Below are 22568 nucleotides of genomic sequence, written 5' to 3'. Positions count from 1 at the left end.
ACCGGGGTACGTTATTCTGCCAGGATATTACCCAATAATTCCCTGACTTCTCAAATACTCATCATAAGTCCCTTTAAAATCAACAACTTTATCAGATTTGATTTCCAGAATACGGCTTGCTAATGAGCTGACAAACTCCCGATCATGAGAAACAAATATCAAAGTACCTTTATACAATTCAAGAGCAAGGTTCAGGGATTCAATGGATTCCATATCCAGGTGGTTTGTTGGTTCATCCATTATCAGAATATTTGGCTGTTGCATCATCAGCTTGCCAAATAGCATCCGGCCCTTTTCACCACCAGATAATACTTTAACTTTCTTCTTAATATCATCCTGACCGAACAATAAACGCCCCAGTACACTGCGAACGGATTGTTCATCATCACCTTCTTTCTTCCACTGGCCCATCCAGTCAAAAACCGTCAGGTCGCAATCAAAATCGCCGGCATGATCCTGAGCATAGTAACCAATACTGCTATTTTCAGACCATTTAACCGTGCCACTGTTTAGTTCTGTTTCACCAACCAAGCTTTTCAGGAAAGTCGTTTTACCTATGCCGTTAGCACCGATAACTGCCATTTTCTCGCCAACTTCTGACAAAAGGCTGAGATTTTTAAACAAAGGACCATTGTCATAACCTTTAGTCAAACCTTCCAGTTCCAGAGCATTACGGAATAATTTTTTATCCTGTTCAAAACGGATATACGGATTTTGACGGCTGGATGCTTTAACTTCTTCCAATTGGATCTTATCAATCTGACGGGCACGGGAAGTCGCTTGTTTTGATTTAGAAGCATTAGCACTGAAGCGGCTGACGAAAGACTGCAACTCCGCAATTTGTGCTTTCTTCTTCGCATTATCAGCCACCAAACGTTCACGAGCCTGAGTTGCGGCAACCATATATTCATCATAATTACCGGGGAATAGACGTAATTCACCATAATCAAGATCTGCCATGTGAGTACAGACCGTATTCAGGAAGTGACGATCATGGGAAATAATGATCATGGTGCTGTCTCGATCATTCAGCACCTGTTCCAACCAACGAATAGTATCAATATCCAGGTTGTTAGTTGGCTCATCTAATAACAGAACATCAGGATTAGAAAACAGTGCCTGAGCCAGCAATACACGCAATTTCCAGCCTGGAGCCACTTCGCTCATCAAGCCATAATGCTGCTCTACCGGGATACCAACACCCAGCAGCAGCTCCCCGGCACGCGCTTCGGCACTATAACCATCCATCTCACCATAGGCTACTTCCAAATCCGCAACACGATAGCCATCTTCTTCACTCATTTCTGCCAGCGCATAGATACGGTCACGTTCCTGTTTCACCTGCCACAATTCCGTGTGCCCCATAATCACGGTATCCAGTACAGTGAACTCTTCAAAGGCAAATTGATCCTGACGTAGTTTACCAATACGCTCATTGGGGTCCATGCTGACATTGCCAGCAGTTGGTGCCAGATCGCCACCAAGAATTTTCATAAAAGTGGATTTACCAGAACCATTAGCGCCAATCAGACCATAACGGTTACCGTTACCAAATTTGACAGAAATGTTTTCAAACAGGGGCTTACTGCCAAATTGCATGGTGATGTTGTTTGTACTTAACACAGCATTCGCTCTTAAATTAGAAACAAAAGGGAAATCGGAAAAATCGATAGCGGCGCATTATGCCACAACAAGAGTAAGAGGTCGCGGGAAGTTTTGAGCATTCTTTGAGCTAACAAAGGCGCAATATAGAGTTATGTTGTAACTGTAAGAAAACAATGCACATGTTCCCGGGGATTCACTCCCTTGCCGTCGCGATCCATCTTGAAATCCATTAGGTATAGATCTATTTAATTGATTTTCTGAAAAAAACCACCCGCTCTGTTTCCATAAATCCAAGTGATAAATGAAGATTCTGTGATTGTTGATTATTTATATCGGTATCAGATGCCATTTCAGTACATCCATGAGCATTAGCCCAACGATTAATATGTGTAACAAGTTGAGTCGCCAAACCTTTCCTTCTGAATTCCGGGGTAATATAGATCCCTTCAAGATAAGCTACAGGTGAAGAATTACACCCATTTACATATTCAAAGCGCAGTGAAGCCTCTGCAAAACCACAAAAATCACCGGTACCAGATTGGATCATAAAAGCGACTTGATTATCAGAATCTAAAATCGAGTTCATCTCTTCGCTATGCTCTTCTTCTGATGCCGCAGGCCATAATGCACTACGCAGATATAACCAATCATTAAAATTATAACTATTACTTATCACAATCTGGTAGAGATCATTTTTAGACTGAATATATGGTGGTTGCTGATGTTTTCTATTCATTCTTGGCTCAGACATTCTTTCTTAGTCAATAAAGTTGTTAATTCGTTGGTGAAAATAATTTCTATATCTTATATACCTGTTATCTTTCAAGTTGCTTCTTTGTTGGCTGCACTCACTCACCCCGGTCACAAAGTTATCTATGCTCCCGGGGATTCGCTCCCTTGCCGTCGCGATCCATCTTGAAATCTATTGGGTATAGACACTTTATCAAGATTATCTTCGATATCTATTCATTTATAAATCTTTAGGGACAACACAACAAGTTATTACTCGGAGAATTCAATTTCTTATTTTATTGTAGAGAAGCCCCGGGCAACCCGAGGCATTCTTCCAGCTCAAAGACTTGCTTGCAAGATACGATAGCTAATATCTAGCGTGATATCCCCTTTAATTCTCCTCGCAGGATTTAATTATCAGGGCCAACACGGACAACTAATTTGCCGAAATTATGACCTTGTAACAGACCAATAAACGCCTCTGGAGCATTTTCCAAACCTGTCACTATCTCTTCACGGTATTTGATCTGCCCTTCAGCGAGCCAAGTGGACATATCACGCCAGAATTCATCAAAACGCCGAGCATAATGATCAGAAATAATGAACCCCTCCATTCGAATTCGCTTCTGTAACAATTGCCCCATTAACAAAGGCGAACGATCTGGCCCTTTCGGAACACGGGTCGCGTTGTAGAGAGACACCATCCCACAAATCGGAATGCGAGCAAAAGTATTGAGCAATGGCAAAACTGCGTTAAACACTTTGCCCCCCACGTTTTCAAAATAAATATCGATACCTTTAGGACAAGCACTATTCAATTGGTCAGCAAAGTCTGGATCATGGTGGTCAAGGCAAGCATCAAATCCTAACACATCAACAGCATAGCGGCATTTTTCTGTACCACCTGCGACACCAACGACGTAACAGCCTTTAAGCTTACCAATTTGACCAACTGTTGCCCCTACCGGACCCGTTGCAGCCGCAACAACTAATGTTTCACCCGCTTTAGGTTGACCAATATCTAATAGCCCCGTATAAGCAGTAAAGCCAGGCATACCCAGCACGCCTAATGTATAAGACGGATGAGAAGGCGATTGCCCTAAATTGGTAAGATTACTACCATCGGAAATGGCATAATCCTGCCAACCGCCATCCGCCAATACCCAATCACCAATCTGATATCCCGGATGATTTGAAGACACTACCCGGCTTATCGTTGAACCAACCATGACATCATCAAGTTCTACCGATGGAGTATAAGAGGCTTCATCATTCATACGCCCGCGCATGTAAGGGTCCAGCGAAAGAAAAACACTACGTAACAAAAGTTCCCCCTCCTTAATCTCAGGAATAGGTTGCTGTTCCTGACGAAAATTAGAGGATGTAGGAGCACCATGCGGACGTGAAGCTAGTACGATACGGCGATTTATTTGTTGCGTTTGAAACATTCATATTCTCCTTCAACATAACGTCAATATCATCGAAATATCCTAAAAGTAGACTAGTCGTCTAACGCTTAGGTATAAAAAAACACAGGTGAATAGTGATATCTCCAACAGTGTTTTTGCCTTTTATGCCTCCAGCAATCGTTTCGTAGTCACCAAAGCATTCTATAACGGTGCGCTACTCTCCGTGATCTTAGCCATCTAAACTGGTGCTCAACCCAATCTGGAATAAGGTTTCAGTCAATGGAAAGATTTCTTCAGCAGTACAATTCAACCCACCTTCTTGACATCCTCTACTCCCACCTTCTCACTTCGTGACTCAGGCGGGTGGGGAGCGCTATCACCTGACCGCCTCGCCAGCGCTGCTTGTACTTTAGATTTTCCTTAGCAGTCCGCTATGATGTTATTCATCTTTTCTAGATAATGCGTCAAGCAATCTTCAAGCATAGTAGCGTCAAATACCTCTTTTAACGCCAAATAATAGCAAAACGCGCCTTTTAACAATCTTGACACTTTCAAAATTTTATTGAGTCTAACCGCTACAAAACCTTTACACCCAATAATTTGTTGAGCGATTTCTAGAATGTGCTGACATATATCTTGGGAGTTTCTGTTCGTTTGCATGGACATAGCGTACACATTATTAAAACAGTCGTCTATAATTAAACCGAAATTTCCCTGTCGACAAAAAAAGGTATGAAATTACATTTTAATACAACTTACTATCCTCTTCCCGCTGACCTATAACTTAATTCTGAAACATAATTACTGCTCCAAAATTTCATCAATAGAATAATCCAGTAATGATGGAAACCTTTAATTTTCACTTTTAACAGAATAGCGAGAAGTTCCTTGCTTATTGATATTGTAAATTATAAAACAATACCGTAATGTGATTTCAATTTAACGTAAAACGCAATCCTTAATTAAAACAATAAGTAAAATATACCCAATAGATTTCAAGATGCATCGCGACAGCAAGGGAGCGAATCCCCGGGAGCATAGATAACTATGTCATAGATAACACTGTGACCGGGGTGAGTAAGTGCAGCCAACAAAGAGGCAACTTGAAAGATAACAGGTATAAATAGCTAAATATCATTCACTCTCCCAATATTAAGCATTGATGATATCGCGTTTACAATAATTCCCTTTTTCTGATATTTTTATCAAACATGTAATAATACCCTCAGTGAATATAATCTTGGATCATTATATAATTTTCTCTTAATCAATAAGTAAATAAACCTATAATCAATAATCGGGAATTATCAAATTAGTGTATATGATTATCGTTGTGTCAAATAAATACAGCTTGTTACCAAATTATACTCATTCAATATCACAACGCATTAACATTTCATCAATAAAATTGCAAATTCATGCTCGATAAATAATAAAATAATCATTAATTAACCATAAACCTGGCAACCAAATTTTGTTTTTCATTACAATCACTTTGTATATAAATTATTAAAAACATAGATATATTTTATCATCTACATTTATGTTTTTAAGTATAAAAATATAATTAATCTCTTATTATTTTATAATAAAACTCAAAGGGTAAAAAAATTGCATTCATCTCAAATAAAAGGTATCTTTAAAAAACACCGAAATTAAGAAAAGTTTTTATTTGTATAGTTAATAGATAGTTTGTCTTTTTAGTATTTAAAATAGATAAGAATTATCACTAACTATAATGTAGATGGTTACAGTAGTGAATAAGAAGTTCTAAATACAAATAAATTAACTTTAAGGAAAAATTATGAAACGGAATTCTAATGAGTCGGTTCCACTCAAGATATTTATCTAATCAAATAGGTTAAATTTAAATCTTGGTATTTTTTAAACATATTTTTAGAATTAATCACAAGAGGTAATACCATGTCAGAGATCGAAGCAATTTCATTAAAAGCACCAATCAGTGTTATTGCAAAAGTAACGAATAAATCAGAATATAAACTCAAACTTATCCAAGATTCTATTCGCTTAGATCAAGGTGAGTGGACAACTCTTCCTCCCCAAGTAATTAATAGAAACAATGATAGCACTCCTGGAAAAGCGATTTGGAGAAGTGACTCAAATAGTATCATTAGTGGTGTTTCAGGACGCTGTACTTATGTATTTGTAGATAGCAAAGGCGAAATCTATAGCATTTATATTACATGGAATAATCCTCTGATTGGAAGCAGCAGCTATTCAATATCAACAGATTATGAAGGTGATGATTTACATCTGTCCTATACAGCAGACATTGGTAATAACCCAATAGTAGAATATACTATTGTAAGCTAATATTTAATAATCTATATTAACAACCATTCCTGTGAAAAATATTTCAATCAATATTTCCTCAACAGGAATGGTTTATTTAAATATGTAACATCTCCCATTTCAATCAAAGATTAATTTCCGTTATGCTGCCACCTTCTAAATAACGCCCTTTTTCATAAAAGTTTGTATTATTTTCCTATAATCCCATTGATACTTCTTTTTATTATATACCCTTCATCCTTCAAGTTGCTGCTTTGTTGGCTGCGTTCACTTGCCACCTCGCTGCAAATTGAAATCTATTGGGTACAAAATGGTCATTAATAAGTTTTTACAGATGGTGCCTGGTAGGTGTTAAAACGATCAAGTAAGATGATAGGATCTTGTTCGATTATTGCCATATGACGATATTTTTCATGCAAAAATTGTTCATCGGCCATTCTATTAATCATAGAAACCAACGGATCATAAAAATTATTAATATTCAGAATACCACAGGGCTTAGTGTGCAACCCAATCTGGTTCCAAGTAAATACTTCGCTGAACTCTTCTAACGTACCAAAGCCACCAGGTAAAGCAACAAAAGCATCAGCTAATTCAATCATCTTACTTTTACGCTGATGCATAGTTTCGACAATGTATAATTCTGTTAAGTTCTTATGTGATATTTCACGCTTTTCCAACAATGTTGGTATAACACCAATAACTTTACCGCCCTCTTTCAGAACAGTATCAGCAACAGTTCCCATAATGCCTACACTGGCCCCACCATAAATTAAAGTAATCTCACGCTTAACTAATTCTTTCGCAAAAAGAATAGCATTTTCTTTATAGATTTCAGATATACCGAGGCTTGAACCACAATAAACGGCAATACTTTTCATTATCTAAGTCCCTGTTACTTTATATTCACTGTAATAAATATAATTATACATTGATATAACTATTACACAACTCATTTATGTATAGAGATAATATAAATTAGAAAATTAATTCCAGTAAAATCAGAATAATAAAGAAATTATCAATCATCGATGAATTAACCACATTTCATAATGCTATTTGATTTTTTAGAGAATAATCACCCAATACTGAAAAACAATTTTACTATTTTATATAATCTAATCTAATCTAATCTAATGAATGGATAATATTTACTTAAAATTATATTTCTCAAACCTATTGAGTTATCTGCCTTTCACTGAGAAAATTGCCAACCAGATCACTTAATTTTCATTGAGGTTTTGTCCGGATGTCTTCTTCCAAGCTCCAAAAGAGTGCTTTTCCGTTAATACCGATAATACTGTTATTACTTGCCATGACGTCAATTCAGAGCGGTGCTTCTCTTGCTAAAATGTTGTTTCCGGTCATCGGCGCACCTGGCGTTACTGCTTTACGACTGGGTCTTGGAACTATCATTCTATTTCTTATTTTTAAACCCTGGCGCCTGCGTTTTCGCCGAGATTCAATTATGCCACTACTTACCTATGGCATTGCGCTCGGGGCAATGAACTATTCGTTTTATATGGCATTAACCACGATTCCTTTAGGTATTGCCGTTGCTCTTGAGTTTACCGGCCCACTAGCCGTAGCTATGTTCTCATCACGCCGGCCAATAGATTTTCTCTGGGTTGCGCTGGTTATCGCAGGTCTGGCTTTCCTGTTACCGATTGGCAATAATATTAATGGCTTAGACCCTGTGGGGATTATTTATGCACTCAGTGCTGGTGTTTGCTGGGCACTATATATTATTTTCGGCCAACGCGCGGGAGCAGGTTACGGAGCAGCAACAGTCTCTATCGGTTCACTTATCGCTGCCTTAATATTTTTCCCTGTTGGGCTGATACAAACGGGTCCAGAACTGTTATTTGATATGTCAATTATGCCTCTGGCTCTGGCAATCGCTATTCTGTCTACTGCATTCCCATATACATTAGAAATGATTGCTCTAACCCGTTTACCCGCACAAACATTTGGTACCTTGATGAGTCTTGAACCCGCCCTCGGCGCTTTATCTGGTATTGCGTTCCTCAATGAACATCTAACGACAACTCAATGGCTGGCCCTATTTTGCATTATTTTCTCCTCTATCGGTTCTACATCAACCATTAAAAGGAAGTCTAAAATAGTAGAAGTCGATTAATAATTTTATTTAATTGAAATAAAATGGCGACCGGAGTAATTAATAGGATAATTCTCCGGTTATTTATCAAAAAAATCGCTATTATTCACCACTTAATGAGTCCTGCATATTTTTCTAAATAATCATCCTGTTTTTTGAATTATTATATTGATATATACCCAATAGATTTCAATTTGCAGCGCGGCGGCAAGTGAACGCATCCCTAGGAGCATAGATAACTATGTGACTAGGGTAAGTGAACGCAGCCAACAAAGCAGCAACTTGAAGGATGAAGGGTATATAATTACATGACTTCATTGTTAATGTATTAATTCTAATTTTACCTAAAATCTTTTATAAGAATAGACTATTGATTTAATAGGAATAAGCTATATGATTCAAGCTCAATGTCGAGTTATACTCGTTATCTTTCAAGTTGCCTCTTTGTTGGCTGCACTCACCCGGTCACAGAGTTCTCTATGACATAGTTATCTATGCTCCCGGGGATTCGCTCCCTTGCCGTCGCGATGCATCTTGAAATCCATAGGGTATATATTAATTTCAATAAATGAGAAATTCATTATTAATACTAAGGGAAAACTATTATGGATACGGCCAGATTAATTAAAACACAACCATCCACACTACTTTATACTCGTAATGATGTTGACGATGATATTAAGCAGGAAACAATTGAAATTCTGAATCATATGGTGATCCATTTTATTGATCTTTCCCTGCTCACCAAACAAGCACATTGGAATATGCGTGGCAGAAACTTCATTTCTATCCACGAAATGCTAGATAATTTCCATGTAACTATTACTGAACACATGGATACTTTCGCAGAAAGAGTTGTGCAACTGGGTGGAATCACGCTTGGAACTGTACAAGCCGTGAATAAACATACTTTACTGAGAAGCTACCCGATAGATATCCATAACGTGCAAGATCATCTGAAAGCACTGGCTGACCGTTACGCCGTTGTTGCTAATGATATACGCACAACTATTGATGAAATTGAAGACGAAAATACGGCAGATATAATTACCGCAGCCTCCCGTGACCTCGACAAATTCTTATGGTTTATTGAAGCAAACATTGAGCAATAAAACATCATAACAGCTCTGCGTTACTTACAGGACTATGCTAACACCGTGGTCCTGTTTATATCAGCCTTGCACCACCGAAGGCTCCGGCATTGAAAAACATCATAAAATTCCCGTCATGCAGACAAATTTCGTCATATCCTTTAAAAATAAGCATAAATTGTCTATAATCTACGCTTTATTTCATAAATAACTTGAGGAAATAATAAAATGGATACCGAAGTAAAAGACAGTAATGGTACTGTGCTTAATGATGGTGATTCTGTTCAAGTCATCAAAGACCTGAAAGTCAAAGGCACATCTGCAACTTTAAAACGCGGTACTGTGATTAAAAATATCCGCTTAAACCATCGTGAAGATGAAATCGAATGTAACGCAGACAAAATCAAAGGTTTAGTGTTGAAAACCTGCTTTCTAAAAAAAGTAGGATAAACAACACGTTCTGCCGATTTTATTCATAAAGGATAAATAAATTACAAATTTTCGTGTAAGTTATTTATCCTTTTCATTTTCTGAAAGAATTTCCGGTTGCTCAATCGGGAAAACCGGCAGAGCATTTAATAACCTCAATCCATATTTTTTGCTTAGCAAACGCCGGTCATAAATAACCACATCACCATAACATTCATGGCTACGAATAAGCCTTCCTACCTGCTGAATAAGGCTGAAAGAAGCACTTGGCAAACTTTGAACCTCAAAGGGGTAACGTTTAAGCGATTTCAACCATTCACCTTCAGTAATAATTACCGGATTGTTAACTGGAGGAAATGCGATTTTATGAATGTGAACCTGAGACAGATAATCACCCTTTAAATCCAGACCTTCAGCAAAAGATTGCAACCCAACCAACACACTACATTGCCCTTCATTTATACGCTGACAATGCGTTTCAACTAACCGATAACGCGGCTGATCCCCCTGAACAAGTAACATCAAACGTAAATCCGTCACATAAGTGAGAAAAATATCCATAGCTCTCTGACTGCTGAACAAAATCAGCATCCCTTTATGTTTCCGACTCAACAATTGGGCCCTGAAATAACGCGCCATTTCTTCCAAATGAGCAGTTTCATTGTCAATTGTCGGCTCCAGCGACATTTTGGGAATAACCAGCTTTCCCTGCCGTACATGATCAAAAGGTGATGATAACGTGACAAAACGGTCACCCGCTTTTTCAGTTAACCCAGTCAATTCCTGAATACGGGAAAAACTGTTCAGGGAACGAAGTGTTGCTGATGTCACAACCACATGAGGAATATTACGCCAAAGCAACTGATGGAGCTGTTCACTAACTCTGATACCTGCGCAATAGAAATAAAGGTGTGACTGATTCTTTTCATAGCGGCGTCTCAACCATTTTGATACCGGTGCACTAGATGACTCTTCCAATGAAGCCAACCGCCATAATTTGGTCATATTTTCAAAATATCCAAGCGTGCGACTAGTATGCAAAATAGCCCGATGCAATCTGCCAATATCCTGTTTAGCTGTCTGTTCAGTCAAATCATTCAGTATCGCTTCTGCCAACCCACGTAAACCATCGGTCAATTTGAACAATTGCTGACAGCAAAGTAGCAAGTTATCCGGTAACTTCCCCATCTCAAATAAATACTCATCTATCTTACTTTTCTCAGGTAAGAGTGCCTGAGTCACAGTAGCAAGTTCTTTAAAACATTCCCGTAGTTTTTCACTATGTTCATTAAGACGGCCAGCATTAGCCAGACGTGGAGGCTTTGCAGGATGGAATTGCACCAGATATTGCTCAACATGGCGGATAAAAGTATCTAACTGACCATTAAGTTGAAACAGTGTAATTTCTCCTTCAACTTCCAGTGAATCCCGAGCAACATCCGGTATATGATGGCCTTCATCAAGTACTAATAACAAATTCTTGGCGTCGGGTAGCACCGATTCACTCTCCAGTGCCGCCATCACCAACGCATGGTTAGCGACCACGACATCCACATTTTCGATTTCACGGCGAGCAATAAAAAATGGACAACGATGATAGTATTGACAATTACGTCCAAGGCAGTTTGCTTTATCTGTGCTAACTTTCGACCATAAAGTATCAGACAAAGCCAGTTTGTGGTGATCACGCAACCCATCCCAAGCAAAAGTTGTATAGTCACTGTGCAACCTGCGACACAGTTCTCTCTCTTCACTATTAGCAAGTTCTGTTTTGTCCTCAACCAAAAATATTAAATCTATCTGTCCACTGTTGTTTGCACAGATGGCTTCGAGATTACGCGGGCAAACATAACGACCACGCCCAAAGGCCCCAGTAAATTTCAAATCGGGAATGATTTTGCGTAGCAAAGGAAGATCTTTGCTGTAAATCTGATCCTGTAAAGCAACATTAGCAGTACTAACGACCAATGGCTTACTTTCTGATCTGCTCACAGCAATGCCAGGGATCAAATAAGAAAGGGTTTTACCGATTCCGGTTGGCGCTTCAATAACTAAATGACGCCCTTCTTGATCGGCAAGCGTTTTTGCAACTTCGGCAATCATCTGCCTCTGTGGCGCGCGGGGAATAAAGCCATTAATGTGTTGAGGTAACGCCTTATACCACTGGCTTATTTGATTTTTTATTGAACTGGAAAGTGCCATTGAACTCTGCTGTCATAAAACCGAAGCACTATTTTCCCACAGAGCAGAAATGAAATCAGCTCAATATCGAGACTACAAGGCTAATTAAATAATTTAACGCCAATTTCATGTCAATAAGAGGCGGACTAAACACACCAATAGTATATGACAATGACATTCATTTAACTTCATCTACTTAGCTGCTCAAAGCATCATTCATAATCCAAAAAGTAAGTTGGTTATTGCCTTGTCAGCTATTCAGAACCCTATATACTTTCTATTTTCTATGGCACCAGAGAACAATAATGAAAAAATTACTTATCATGTTCATCGCTATCTTTGCATTCGGTTCAATCGGCGGCGTATTTTTAGCGGGCCTTAATATGTACACCCGCTCAACCACACCAATGGAACCACCAACCAGTCAACAACAAGAGGCAACTACAGCGCCGATACAGCAATGATAACGGACCACGACACGATTTTATCTTTTATATAAAGTAGGAGCTTCCATGAATAATTCATACTTTGTCAGTGCACAATGGCTGAAGGATCATCTTGATGATGAAAATATCGTCATCCTTGATACAACCGCACCACCACCACCTCAACAAATTGATTGTCATAAACTCTGGCTAGATACACACATTCCCGGTGCCCAATTTTTTGATTTGGATAAAATTGCAAATCATCAAAGCGGATTACCTCATATGCTGCCAGATCCGCAAACGTTTAGTCAGGCTGTTGGAGCAATGGGCATTAGCGAAAATCATCTAGTCGTGGTTTACGACCAAGGCAATATGTTCTCTGCCCCTCGCGCATGGTGGACCTTCAAAATATTCGGCAGCCACAACGTTCGTATTCTTAATGGAGGTTTACAAGGCTGGCAACAAGCAGGATTTACAACAGAATCAGGTGAAGTGACACGCAATCCTCAAACCTTTAATACCCGTTTCGATGCCAGCAAAGTGAAATCACTGCAACAAATTCTGGCTTCGTTAAATGATCCACAAATTCAAATCGTGGATGCCAGAGCAACGGACCGTTTTCAAGCTAAAGCACCAGAGCCACGCCCTGGACTAAGAATGGGCCATATTCCTGGTAGTAAAAACGTTCCGTGGACTATGCTGGTAGAGAATGGTCACTTTAAATCATCAGCTGAAATTACAGATATTTTCCGTAAACAAGACGTTGACTTAAATAAACCTGTTATCGCGAGTTGTGGCTCAGGTATGACAGCCGCTGTTTTGGTACTAGGTTTAGATATAATCGGCAAGAAAGATAGTTACTTATACGATGGATCATGGGCTGAATGGGGAGCAAATGATGCCCTACCTCTGGAGAAATGATTAACCACAAAAGGGCATATTCACCCTATGCCCTACAATAAATAAAATAATCCCAGGATAAACTGTAAGTATTGACTTTGTAAATAATATAACCACTATTTAATACAAACATTCTGATATGCCTTTTTGATAATGAAATAGCATCCTACTTAATAATTTTCATATCGTTATTATTCAATTTATTAACTCCTTAATTAATGTTGTTTTTATCAAATAAAGTCACATGAAATAATTAAATAAGTATATTTAAATATTATTATCATTAACTTAAAATTCAACTCTATATTTTATTTAAAAATAAGATTAAGCTTATACATAGTATGTAAGGAAAATTGCATTCAAGTGTATTCAAAAGCTTTTGCTTGAACACTGCCTTGAAGCCCCTTTACTACAAAGAACAACAGATAAAATACCCAGGTACAGTAAATTATAAAAGAGTTGAATATTAATGTCTTAACTAGAACACAATATCAGCATTTATATTATAAAGATGGAGAGTAAAAATGGCTATTTACCTTAAAGATCAAAAAATAAATCTTGCGCTAAGCTTTATCAGTGGCTCAGGAAGCATAATAACCGAAAAACCAGAACCCACTCTCGTTGCAGAAAATATTAAAGAATCATTGGAAAAGAGTCTGGTTACGGCCAATAGTTTCTCTATCGTTTGGGGGCCTGCTGTCTTTCGTATTAATAATGGCGAAAACGCTAAGGATAATAAAGACGACCACGTTTTATTCATTGTGAAAAACCGCAGATCCCCATATGACTATCGAATCGTTATCCGAGGGTCATGGTCTGACATTAATTGGCAAGTTGAAAACTTTGCTGTACACGAAACTGTAAACTGGTCACTTTGGGACCCCAATATTCCTGAAGAATTTAAAGATGCCAAGATCTCTTATGGAACGCATATAGCATTAGACTATATTGTTAACCAAGTAAAAAGTAATAATACTCCTGGTTACGGCGAATCACTCATTGATGCAATTGATAAAATTGCCCAAGAAAAAGGAGTGCACAATATTACCATTACAGGGCACAGCTTAGGCGGCATTCTAGCTTCTACTCTCGGATTATACTTAAAACGGTTATATCTTAATAAGCGAAAAAATAATATTCGTATTCATGTTTGCTCTTTTGCTAATCCAAATACCGGTAATGATGTTTTTGCATCTTATATTAAATATGTCTTTAACGGCTCGTCAGTAACGAGCTATAAGAGCAATTTTTTAAGGATCTATAATCGTAAAGATGTTATTTCCTTGATCTGGAATTTGGATGGATTAGAAACAATTCCGACCATCTATGAACCATTAATTAAACTAGATGAAGAATTAATTAATAAATTTAAAAAGATTGTTCTTCTTGTAAAAGATAAAGGTTATACAAAACTCACTCCAAATTTACCTTTTACATCACCTATTTTAGAATTAAATCTAAATAAACAAGTCATTTTTCAACATATTACAGCATATGCAAATCAATATGGTATGAATTTAGTTGAAGTCAATGACGGTACTCAACCACCTATTGATGATATTGTTGTTATTAACAGTAATTTATCTCAAGATATTGTCGCCTATTTCTTACTTATACCTATTCCCGAAGATAACACTAATATTGCATAATCTGATTTATACCCGTTATCTTTCAAGTTGCCTGTTTGTTGGCTGCACTCACTCACCCCGGTCACAGAGTTATCTATGCTCCCGGGGATTCGCTCCCTTGCCGTCGCGATACATCTTGAAATCCATCGGGTATATATTGTTTTTTTATCCCAAAAAAATGGAGCTTTTAATAAAAGCTCCATTGAATACGATATCACTTATTTAAACATAATAATAAAATCATATTTATACAAACAATACTAATTCATTATTATTTAAGAATAATATCAATACTATTTCCCTACATTACTATTCTTTGGAAATTAATATAACATTGTAAAATTGCAATAATATTTTCACGTAATCATTAAAATTATAGCTCTTGTTATTCGCTTTTAATTTCATAATGAATAATTTATATTTTGTCAAATAAAACAATATCAAAAATTTCCATGAACTTATTTGACATATTTAAAAGTTATTATTAACTTTAAGTTTAATTCTACTTTTTATCTGAATAGAAGACTAAAAACATTAACTTTTGATGTTTAAACCTAAACATCAGACTAACATTTTTCATATAAAAAATAGGGAGTAAAAATGACTATCTCTTATGAAAACCAAAAGGTAAATCTCGCACTAAGCCTTATTATTAACTCTGGAGGTATAAAAACTTACAAACCAGAACCGGGCATCGTCTCGGAAAATATCCAAAAATCATTGGAAAGCAGTAAGGCTACCGCGAATAAATTCTCTATCGTTTGGGGGCCTGCTGTATTTCGTGTTGACAGCGTTGATATTGATAAGAAAAAGAGTGTTATAGACAAAAAGGACGATCATGTTTTGTTCATTGTGCAAAATCGCTATGACCCAAATGACTACCGCGTTGTCATTCGGGGATCATGGTCTGATATTAACTGGCTCAATGAGGATATTATTGTCTGTAAAACTACAGACTGGGCGCTATGGGATTCAAAATCACCTAAAAATGCGAAGATTGCTTATGGAACGAATATGGCATTGGATTACATTATTAATCAAATGAAAAGCAACAACTCTCCGGGTTATGGAGAATCGCTCACTGATGCAATTGATAAAATTGCCCTGAAAGGAGGGATACAAAATATTACCATTACAGGACACAGTTTGGGAGGCGTGCTGGCTTCTACCATTGGTTTATATCTAAAGAGACAGTACCTCGATAAAGGAAACAATAATATTCGTATTCATGTTTGTGCCTTTGCAGGCCCCACTGCCGGTAACGATGTTTTTGCTTCCTACACTGAATCTGTTCTTAATGAAATATCTACTGTTGGTTATAACAGTGATTTTCTGAGAATTCATAATAGTATAGATGTCGTTCCCCTAGCCTGGCATATAAATGGATTGGAGAAAATTAAGACTATTTATCCAATATTAACTGGCACAATTAACACTCTTATTTTTTTTGTTCTCGGTAAAAATTACACTCAAATATTCCCAGATTTCTCTATTCATTCAGATATTCCAATATCACCTATAATGTCGTTTGACGATCTACTCATTAATATCGGGAATCAACATGTTTATGCCTATACCAAAGAGTATGACATGAGTTTCATTACCATTGATGATAGTTCAAATATACCGACTGATTACGATATTATTGTGGTTAATGATAGCCTATCCGAAAGTATTGCTGAACTTTTCAAGTTTCTAACCAAAGGTAAAATCGATATTGCATAATTTTATTTTATTATGCATAGCTTTGATTTAGCATAAATGGAGCCTATATTATAGGTTCCATGCACGGTAATAAATTACATTTTAATAGAGTAATTCAATTATTTCTTCCTACATATCACTAAAATTACACCCATTCACTATCACTCACTTTGTAGATATACCCAATAGATTTCAAATTGCAGCACGGCGGCAAGTGAACGCATCCCCAAGAGCATAGATAACGATGTGACTGGGGTAAGTGAAAGCAGCCAACTTGAAAGATGAAGGGTATACCAATTTAAATTATTTTCCATAGGAAATATCACCACCACTTTCTCCATATTATCATTATTAAGAACTAATATAATTTCACAAAAACATAGCTTAATTTTTATCGCTTACTTTAAAGCTCATAATAGATAATTTATTTTGTTAAATAAATTAACATTAAATTACCCTATACTCATATGTAGCTAAATTAAAGGTTATTACGAACTTTAATTTTGTTTTTAGTTTTAATTGAAAACAAAAAATTGGTTGGCAACATTCAAATCGAAACATTAAATTAACATTTATCCTATAAAAAAATTGGAAGTAAAAATGACTATTTCTATTGAAGAACAAAAAATAAATCTCGCGTTAAGCTTTATTAGTAGCTCAGGAAGTATATTAACTTACAACTCAGAACCCGCTATCGTTTCAGAAAATATTAAAAAATCATTAGAAAGTAGTAAGATAACAGCAAATAAGTTCTCCATCATTTGGGGGCCTGCTGTTTTTCGTGTCGGTAATATTGATGTTAATAAGAAAAAAAGTGTTATAGATAAAAAAGATGATCACGTTTTATTCATTGTGAAAAATCTCGAAACTCCAAATGACTATCGAATTGTTATTCGAGGATCATGGTCTGATGTTAACTGGTGTGATGAGAACTTTAATGTAGGTACAACTGAAAACTGGTCAATTTGGGACCCCAAAGCCCCTAAAGATGCTAAAATTTCGAAAGGAACCCACATCGCCTTAGACTATGTTATTAATCAAATAAAAAGTAACAATACACCTGGTTATGGAGAATCATTGATTGATGCAGTTGATAAAATTGCTCTGGAAGAGGGAGTACAAAATATTACTCTTACAGGGCACAGTTTAGGTGGTGTATTAGCCTCTACTATTGGCCTGTATTTAAAAAGGCGGTACATCGAGAAAGGAAATAATAATATTCGTATTCATGTTTGCGCTTCTGCCTGCCCGTCCACCGGTAACGATATTTTCGCATCCTATGCTGAATCTGTTTTTGACGGAACATTAATACCGAGTTATAAAAGTGATTTTCTAAGGATACATAATCGTAAGGATATCGTTACCCTAGCCTGGCATATAAAAGGGTTAGAAGAAATTAAAGCTCTCTATCCAATATCATTTTTAATAGTTAACGGTTTTATCTCTAATGTGAAGGACAAAAACTATACCCACCTTACCCCTGATTTACCTTTTACTGAACCCAATTCAAGACCTTCTCTAGGCTTAGTTGAACAACTCGTATTTCAACATATTGATGCCTATACCGAACAGTATGGTATGAGCTTAGTCGCAGTTAATGATCGTTCTGATCCACCTGTTGATTATGACATTGTTGTGATTAACGATGGCCTTTCTCTCAGTGTTAATAAGCTTTTCTCATTCATAGCCGAAGGTAACGACGACACCAAATAAATTTATTGAGTTACCCCTTCCGCTGATTAAGTATGGAACCTTATTAAAGGTTCCATTACAATAATTGGTTCTTAATCAGCAATCACACTAAAGAAATCGCATGTGCTATATCAGCAGACGTTTTTAACTTCCTTATCTCTTCAAAGAGTGCTGTCGCTTCTTCATATTCTTTTCGTAAATAACCGAGCCACTGCTTAATACGAGCAACATGATATTGCCCGGTATCACCTTGCTTTTCCAACCGAACATATTTTTGTAATAACTGAACAACTCCTTGCCAGTGCATTTTAGGCTCGTTATATTTCACCACCCTGCCCAAATTGGGAACATTAAGCGCTCCCCGTCCGATCATGACAGCATCACAGCCTGTAATACCCATACAATTCTGCGCACTTTGCCAATCCCAAATCTCACCATTGGCAATAACCGGGATAGAAAGACGCTGACGAATTTCACCGATCGCTTGCCAGTTAATACGTTCCGCTTTGTAACCATCCTCTTTGGTCCGTCCATGAATGGTAATTTCCGTTGCACCCGCTTGCTGCACTGCATCAGCAATTTCAAATCGCCGATCACCACTATCCCAACCCAGACGAACTTTGACCGTCATAGGCAAATGAGAAGGTACAGCCTCACGCATTGCTTTTACCGCCTGATAAATCAGTTCCGGATCTTTTAGCAACGTCGCTCCACCACCACTACCATTGACCGTTTTCGACGGGCAACCACAATTCAAATCGACGCCATAGGACCCTAATTCAATTGCTCGCGCCGCGTTTTCTGCCAGCCATTGCGGATATTGGCCCAAGAGTTGAACCCGTACCAAAGTGCCAGATAATGTCCGGCTTTGGTTACGCAATTCAGGACAAAGCTTATAAAAAGATTTTACTGGCAACAGGCTATCAACGACCCGCAAGAATTCTGTAATGCACAAATCATACTCATTGATTTCACTCAGAAGTTCCCTGACTAAAGAGTCCAGCACACCTTCCATCGGAGCCAGTAAAACCCGCATTAATTAACCTCTGATGTTAGGCGCTTTATTTGATCGATCCGCATGATTGTTGCTACGCTGACGCGAAGGTGCCCCAGAACGGCGATGGCTATTTTTCTGACGGTTATCGCCACGTCCCTGACGGCCATTCTGAATAGGTTCAGCTTTGATGGTTGGATCTGGCTCATATCCGGGGATTGCCATACGGGGAATCTCCCGTTTCAACAGACGTTCAATATCTTTCAGCAATTTGTGCTCATCAACACATACCAGAGAAAGTGCCTGCCCTGTAGCATCTGCCCGCCCAGTACGACCAATACGGTGGACATAATCCTCAGATACATTAGGTAGTTCAAAGTTCACCACATAAGGCAGTTGATCAATATCCAGACCACGGGCAGCGATATCTGTCGCTACCAGCACCCTGATCCGACCCTCTTTAAAATCAGCCAGAGCACGGGTTCTTGCCCCCTGGCTTTTGTTACCGTGAATAGCTGAAGCCGTTACGCCATCCTTATTCAACTGTTCTGCCAGACGGTTTGCTCCGTGTTTAGTACGAGTAAAGACCAAAACCTGCTGCCAGTTACGACTGCCAATCAGGAAAGAAAGCAATTCACCTTTACGCTTTTTATCTACAAAGTGAACAAATTGCTCAATCTGTTCTGAAGCAGAGTTACGGCGGGCAACCTCAACACTGACAGGATTATGCAATAATTTACTAGCTAAGCTTTTGATCTCGTCAGAGAAAGTGGCAGAAAACAGTAGGTTTTGCCGTTTCGGTGGTAACTTATTCAGTACCCGGCGGATATCATGAATAAAACCCATATCCAGCATACGGTCGGCTTCATCCAATACCAAAATTTCCACCTGCGATAAATCAACCGCATTCTGGTGTTCAAGATCCAGTAAACGCCCGGGCGTTGCGATCAAAATATCGACACCACCACGCAATTTCATCATCTGAGGATTAATACTAACTCCCCCAAAGACAACCAAAGAACGCAGTCTAAGATATTTGCTGTAATCACGTACATTTTCACCAACCTGAGCCGCCAACTCTCGAGTTGGCGTCAGGATTAATGCTCTGACTGGCCGACGCCCTTTCGTCTGAACAGGGGAATTATTCAGCAATTGTAGCATCGGTAATGTAAAACCTGCGGTTTTACCCGTGCCTGTCTGAGCACTGGCTAATAAATCTTTACCAGCTAATACGACAGGAATTGCCTGCTGTTGGATTGGCGTTGGTGCTGAATAACCTTGATCTTCAATGGCACGTAAAATATCAGCACTTAAGCCGAGTGATTCAAAACTCATAAATAAGAAATACTCCAGACTTCACCATTCCTGAACTACATTCAGGGGCAGTTTTATGGGAAGAAAATCAGACGCGGTAAACACCACAAAGAAAATAACACAAACTGCAATGCGCCATATCTGGATTATTATATCAGATATATTTTCTGATGATGCAACTAAAACTACAGGTATTCACCCGGTAGTTTTCATGATCCGTGACATTTTTCTGTAATTTACATTGATTTACTATAAGTATAAGGTTAACCATATGATTGATATTTTGTTTAAGTCTTTTGATTATTTGCAACAGGACCCATATCCATGTCAGTCAACAACACTCAAACCTCCAGAGGCGAACAAGCCAAACAACAGCTACTCAAAGCAGCTCTTGAGATTTTCGGTAAATCCGGATTGGCTGGAGCAACGACCAGAGAAATAGCATTTCGTGCTCAACAAAACATTTCCTCTATAGCTTATTATTTTGGCTCTAAAGAGGGACTTTATCAGGCGGTGGCCCAATATATTACTGACACAATAAAGACTGAATTTACTGATCTTTTTAAAGAAATTGATGATTTTTTTTCATCACCAACTCCTTATTCACCAGAAAATATACTAAGGCTAATTCATGAAGGATTTCTTGGAATTAATCGTTTGATGATTGAAAAAGAGAGCATCAACATCAGCCTGATAATGGCCAGAGAACAGTTAGCGCCAACCGATGCCTATACCTTAATCCATGAACAGGCACTGGCTCCTCTCCACAATAGATTAAATAAGTTGATTGCTAACTATATTGGTGCTGATGAACATCAGCTTTCTACTATGCTCCATACACATGCTCTGATGGGTGAAATTCTCTCTTTCCGAATGGCACGAGAAACCTTATTACGCCAGACAAACTGGAATAATATCGGACCAGACGAGTACAAACTGATTGATCAAATCCTCATCCAACATATCGATTTATTATTAAACGGACTTAAAAAAGACAACTCATACAATTAGAACAATAGGGCGTATCATGTACCGCAAGAAACTAACACTAATAATATTGGTAGTCGCTGTTATTCTTGGCGCTATTTTAGGCAGTTACTATTATCAGAGCAAAAATGATAATACGTTAACACTCTATGGCAATGTAGATATACGCACGGTCAATCTCAGCTTCCGGGTTGGTGGTAAACTCGCCAGCCTGCAAGTTGATGAAGGCGATACGATCACGGCGAATCAGGTGATTGGTCAATTGGATAATGCACCATTCATTAACGCACTTAATAAAGCAAAAGCCACTCGCGATAGTGCTAAAGCGCATCTGGCAATGATGGAATATGGCTATCGCACAGAAGAAATTGCACAAGTGCGCTCGGAAGTTGCACAACGTGAAGCCGCCTGGCGTTTCGCTGATAATTTCCTCAAACGTCAGCAAGGTTTGTGGCAAAGCAAAGTTATTTCAGCCAACGAACTCGAAGATGCTAAGACTAACCGCAATCAAGCATTGGCAGCTTTGCAAGCAGCAAAAGATAAACTGAACCAGTTTCAAGCCGGCTATCGTAAAGAAGAAATTACAGAAGCCAAAGGCCAACTTGCTCAAGCCGAAGCAACTGTTGCTCAAGCGGAATTGGATTTACAAGACACTCACCTGACCTCCCCTTCGCCCGGTACCATCCTGACCCGTGCAATTGAGCCAGGCACGATGCTGGCAGCAAGCAATACTGTATTTACGCTTTCTTTAACTAATCCGGTTTGGGTAAGAGCTTATATCAGTGAAAGCCACCTTGGGCAGGCAACCCCGGGACGTGAAATCTTACTCTACACTGACAGCCGTAAAGATAAACCTTATCACGGTAAAATTGGTTTTATTTCGCCAACAGCTGAATTTACGCCAAAGAATGTCGAGACACCCGATCTGCGCACCGATCTGGTCTATCGGTTACGCATTATTGTTACCGACCCAGATGATGCTCTACGTCAAGGTATGCCAATTACCCTGCATTTTCCTGATTCAGACCAATAAGGAGCTGTC

At 38.3% G+C, this 22568-nt stretch carries 19 protein-coding genes; 12 read left to right on the top strand and 7 right to left on the bottom strand.

All coding sequences use genetic code 11. The features are described 5' to 3' along the window. Positions 1-27 precede the first annotated feature (27 nt). From EAE89_RS02015 to EAE89_RS02005, 3 genes are all read right to left on the bottom strand, one after another. Positions 28-1623 (bottom strand): ABC-F family ATPase, encoded by a 1596-nt coding sequence (locus EAE89_RS02015; RefSeq protein WP_054475041.1) that lies wholly within the window; start codon positions 1621-1623, stop codon positions 28-30. Positions 1624-1846: 223 nt separating this feature from the next. Continuing rightward, positions 1847-2341 (bottom strand): aminoglycoside 6'-N-acetyltransferase, encoded by a 495-nt coding sequence (gene aac(6'), locus EAE89_RS02010; protein ID WP_054475284.1) that lies wholly within the window; start codon positions 2339-2341, stop codon positions 1847-1849. A gap of 406 nt (positions 2342-2747) precedes the next feature. Further along, positions 2748-3785: an NADP-dependent oxidoreductase gene (locus EAE89_RS02005; RefSeq protein WP_054475044.1), complete on the bottom strand. Its 1038-nt coding sequence runs from the start codon at positions 3783-3785 to the stop codon at positions 2748-2750. A 1884-nt stretch (positions 3786-5669) separates the two neighbouring features. Here EAE89_RS02005 and EAE89_RS02000 point away from each other — a divergent pair. Then, positions 5670-6080, top strand: a complete 411-nt coding sequence (locus EAE89_RS02000; RefSeq protein WP_054475048.1) for a hypothetical protein — start codon at positions 5670-5672, stop codon at positions 6078-6080. Between the two features lie 296 nt (positions 6081-6376). Here EAE89_RS02000 and EAE89_RS01995 read toward each other — a convergent pair whose 3' ends face one another. Then, positions 6377-6940, bottom strand: a complete 564-nt coding sequence (locus tag EAE89_RS01995; protein WP_054475049.1) for an LOG family protein — start codon at positions 6938-6940, stop codon at positions 6377-6379. Positions 6941-7308: 368 nt separating this feature from the next. Between EAE89_RS01995 and rhtA the strand changes: the two genes are divergently transcribed. The 3 genes from rhtA (at position 7309) to EAE89_RS01980 (ending at position 9719) form a co-directional block, all read left to right on the top strand. Then, positions 7309-8199, top strand: a complete 891-nt coding sequence (gene rhtA, locus EAE89_RS01990) for a threonine/homoserine exporter RhtA (protein ID WP_054475051.1) — start codon at positions 7309-7311, stop codon at positions 8197-8199. A gap of 584 nt (positions 8200-8783) precedes the next feature. Next, complete coding sequence (dps, locus tag EAE89_RS01985; protein WP_214085292.1) at positions 8784-9290, top strand: DNA starvation/stationary phase protection protein Dps; 507 nt, start codon at positions 8784-8786, stop codon at positions 9288-9290. A gap of 207 nt (positions 9291-9497) precedes the next feature. After that, positions 9498-9719, top strand: coding sequence for an alkylphosphonate utilization protein (locus EAE89_RS01980; RefSeq protein ID WP_054475056.1), 222 nt, complete (start codon positions 9498-9500; stop codon positions 9717-9719). Between the two features lie 60 nt (positions 9720-9779). Here the strand turns inward: EAE89_RS01980 and dinG are convergent, their stop codons facing one another. Beyond that, the gene (gene dinG / locus EAE89_RS01975; protein WP_214085291.1) at positions 9780-11900 is read right to left on the bottom strand and encodes an ATP-dependent DNA helicase DinG; all 2121 of its coding nucleotides are present in this window, start codon (positions 11898-11900) and stop codon (positions 9780-9782) included. A 284-nt stretch (positions 11901-12184) separates the two neighbouring features. Here dinG and EAE89_RS01970 point away from each other — a divergent pair, with 284 nt between their 5' ends. From EAE89_RS01970 to EAE89_RS01950, 5 genes are all read left to right on the top strand, one after another. Continuing rightward, complete coding sequence (locus EAE89_RS01970) at positions 12185-12343, top strand: hypothetical protein (RefSeq protein WP_167338252.1); 159 nt, start codon at positions 12185-12187, stop codon at positions 12341-12343. 48 nt (positions 12344-12391) lie between these two features. Next, positions 12392-13228, top strand: a complete 837-nt coding sequence (gene sseA, locus EAE89_RS01965) for a 3-mercaptopyruvate sulfurtransferase (protein ID WP_214085290.1) — start codon at positions 12392-12394, stop codon at positions 13226-13228. A 503-nt stretch (positions 13229-13731) separates the two neighbouring features. Then, the gene (locus EAE89_RS01960) at positions 13732-14856 is read left to right on the top strand and encodes a lipase family protein (RefSeq protein ID WP_054475064.1); all 1125 of its coding nucleotides are present in this window, start codon (positions 13732-13734) and stop codon (positions 14854-14856) included. 579 nt (positions 14857-15435) lie between these two features. Next, positions 15436-16560, top strand: a complete 1125-nt coding sequence (locus EAE89_RS01955; protein ID WP_054475065.1) for a lipase family protein — start codon at positions 15436-15438, stop codon at positions 16558-16560. Positions 16561-17139: 579 nt separating this feature from the next. Next, positions 17140-18252: a lipase family protein gene (locus EAE89_RS01950; protein WP_214085289.1), complete on the top strand. Its 1113-nt coding sequence runs from the start codon at positions 17140-17142 to the stop codon at positions 18250-18252. A gap of 82 nt (positions 18253-18334) precedes the next feature. Here EAE89_RS01950 and dusC read toward each other — a convergent pair whose 3' ends face one another. Both dusC and rhlE read right to left on the bottom strand, forming a co-directional pair. Further along, positions 18335-19267 carry a tRNA dihydrouridine(16) synthase DusC gene (gene dusC, locus EAE89_RS01945; protein ID WP_054475070.1) on the bottom strand — a complete coding sequence of 311 codons (933 nt, stop codon included), beginning with the start codon at positions 19265-19267 and terminating at the stop codon, positions 18335-18337. Positions 19268-19270: 3 nt separating this feature from the next. Continuing rightward, positions 19271-20560 carry an ATP-dependent RNA helicase RhlE gene (gene rhlE, locus EAE89_RS01940; protein WP_054475071.1) on the bottom strand — a complete coding sequence of 430 codons (1290 nt, stop codon included), beginning with the start codon at positions 20558-20560 and terminating at the stop codon, positions 19271-19273. Positions 20561-20615: 55 nt separating this feature from the next. On the opposite strand from rhlE, the gene EAE89_RS01935 reads away from it, so the two are divergent. From EAE89_RS01935 to hlyD, 3 genes are all read left to right on the top strand, one after another. Continuing rightward, entirely contained in the window at positions 20616-20774 is a 159-nt protein-coding gene (locus tag EAE89_RS01935; protein ID WP_161804193.1) for a hypothetical protein, read from the top strand. Positions 20775-20863: 89 nt separating this feature from the next. Continuing rightward, positions 20864-21550, top strand: coding sequence for a transcriptional regulator (locus EAE89_RS01930; protein ID WP_054475073.1), 687 nt, complete (start codon positions 20864-20866; stop codon positions 21548-21550). Positions 21551-21566: 16 nt separating this feature from the next. Further along, positions 21567-22559 (top strand): secretion protein HlyD, encoded by a 993-nt coding sequence (gene hlyD / locus EAE89_RS01925; protein ID WP_149616415.1) that lies wholly within the window; start codon positions 21567-21569, stop codon positions 22557-22559. Positions 22560-22568 lie beyond the last annotated feature (9 nt).

Source organism: Photorhabdus heterorhabditis (genome assembly GCF_018448905.1).
In the GTDB taxonomy this organism is placed as follows: Bacteria; Pseudomonadota; Gammaproteobacteria; order Enterobacterales; family Enterobacteriaceae; genus Photorhabdus; species Photorhabdus heterorhabditis.
The sequence above is the reverse complement of the archived record's forward strand: the minus strand, read 5'-3'. Positions and strand labels throughout refer to the sequence as shown.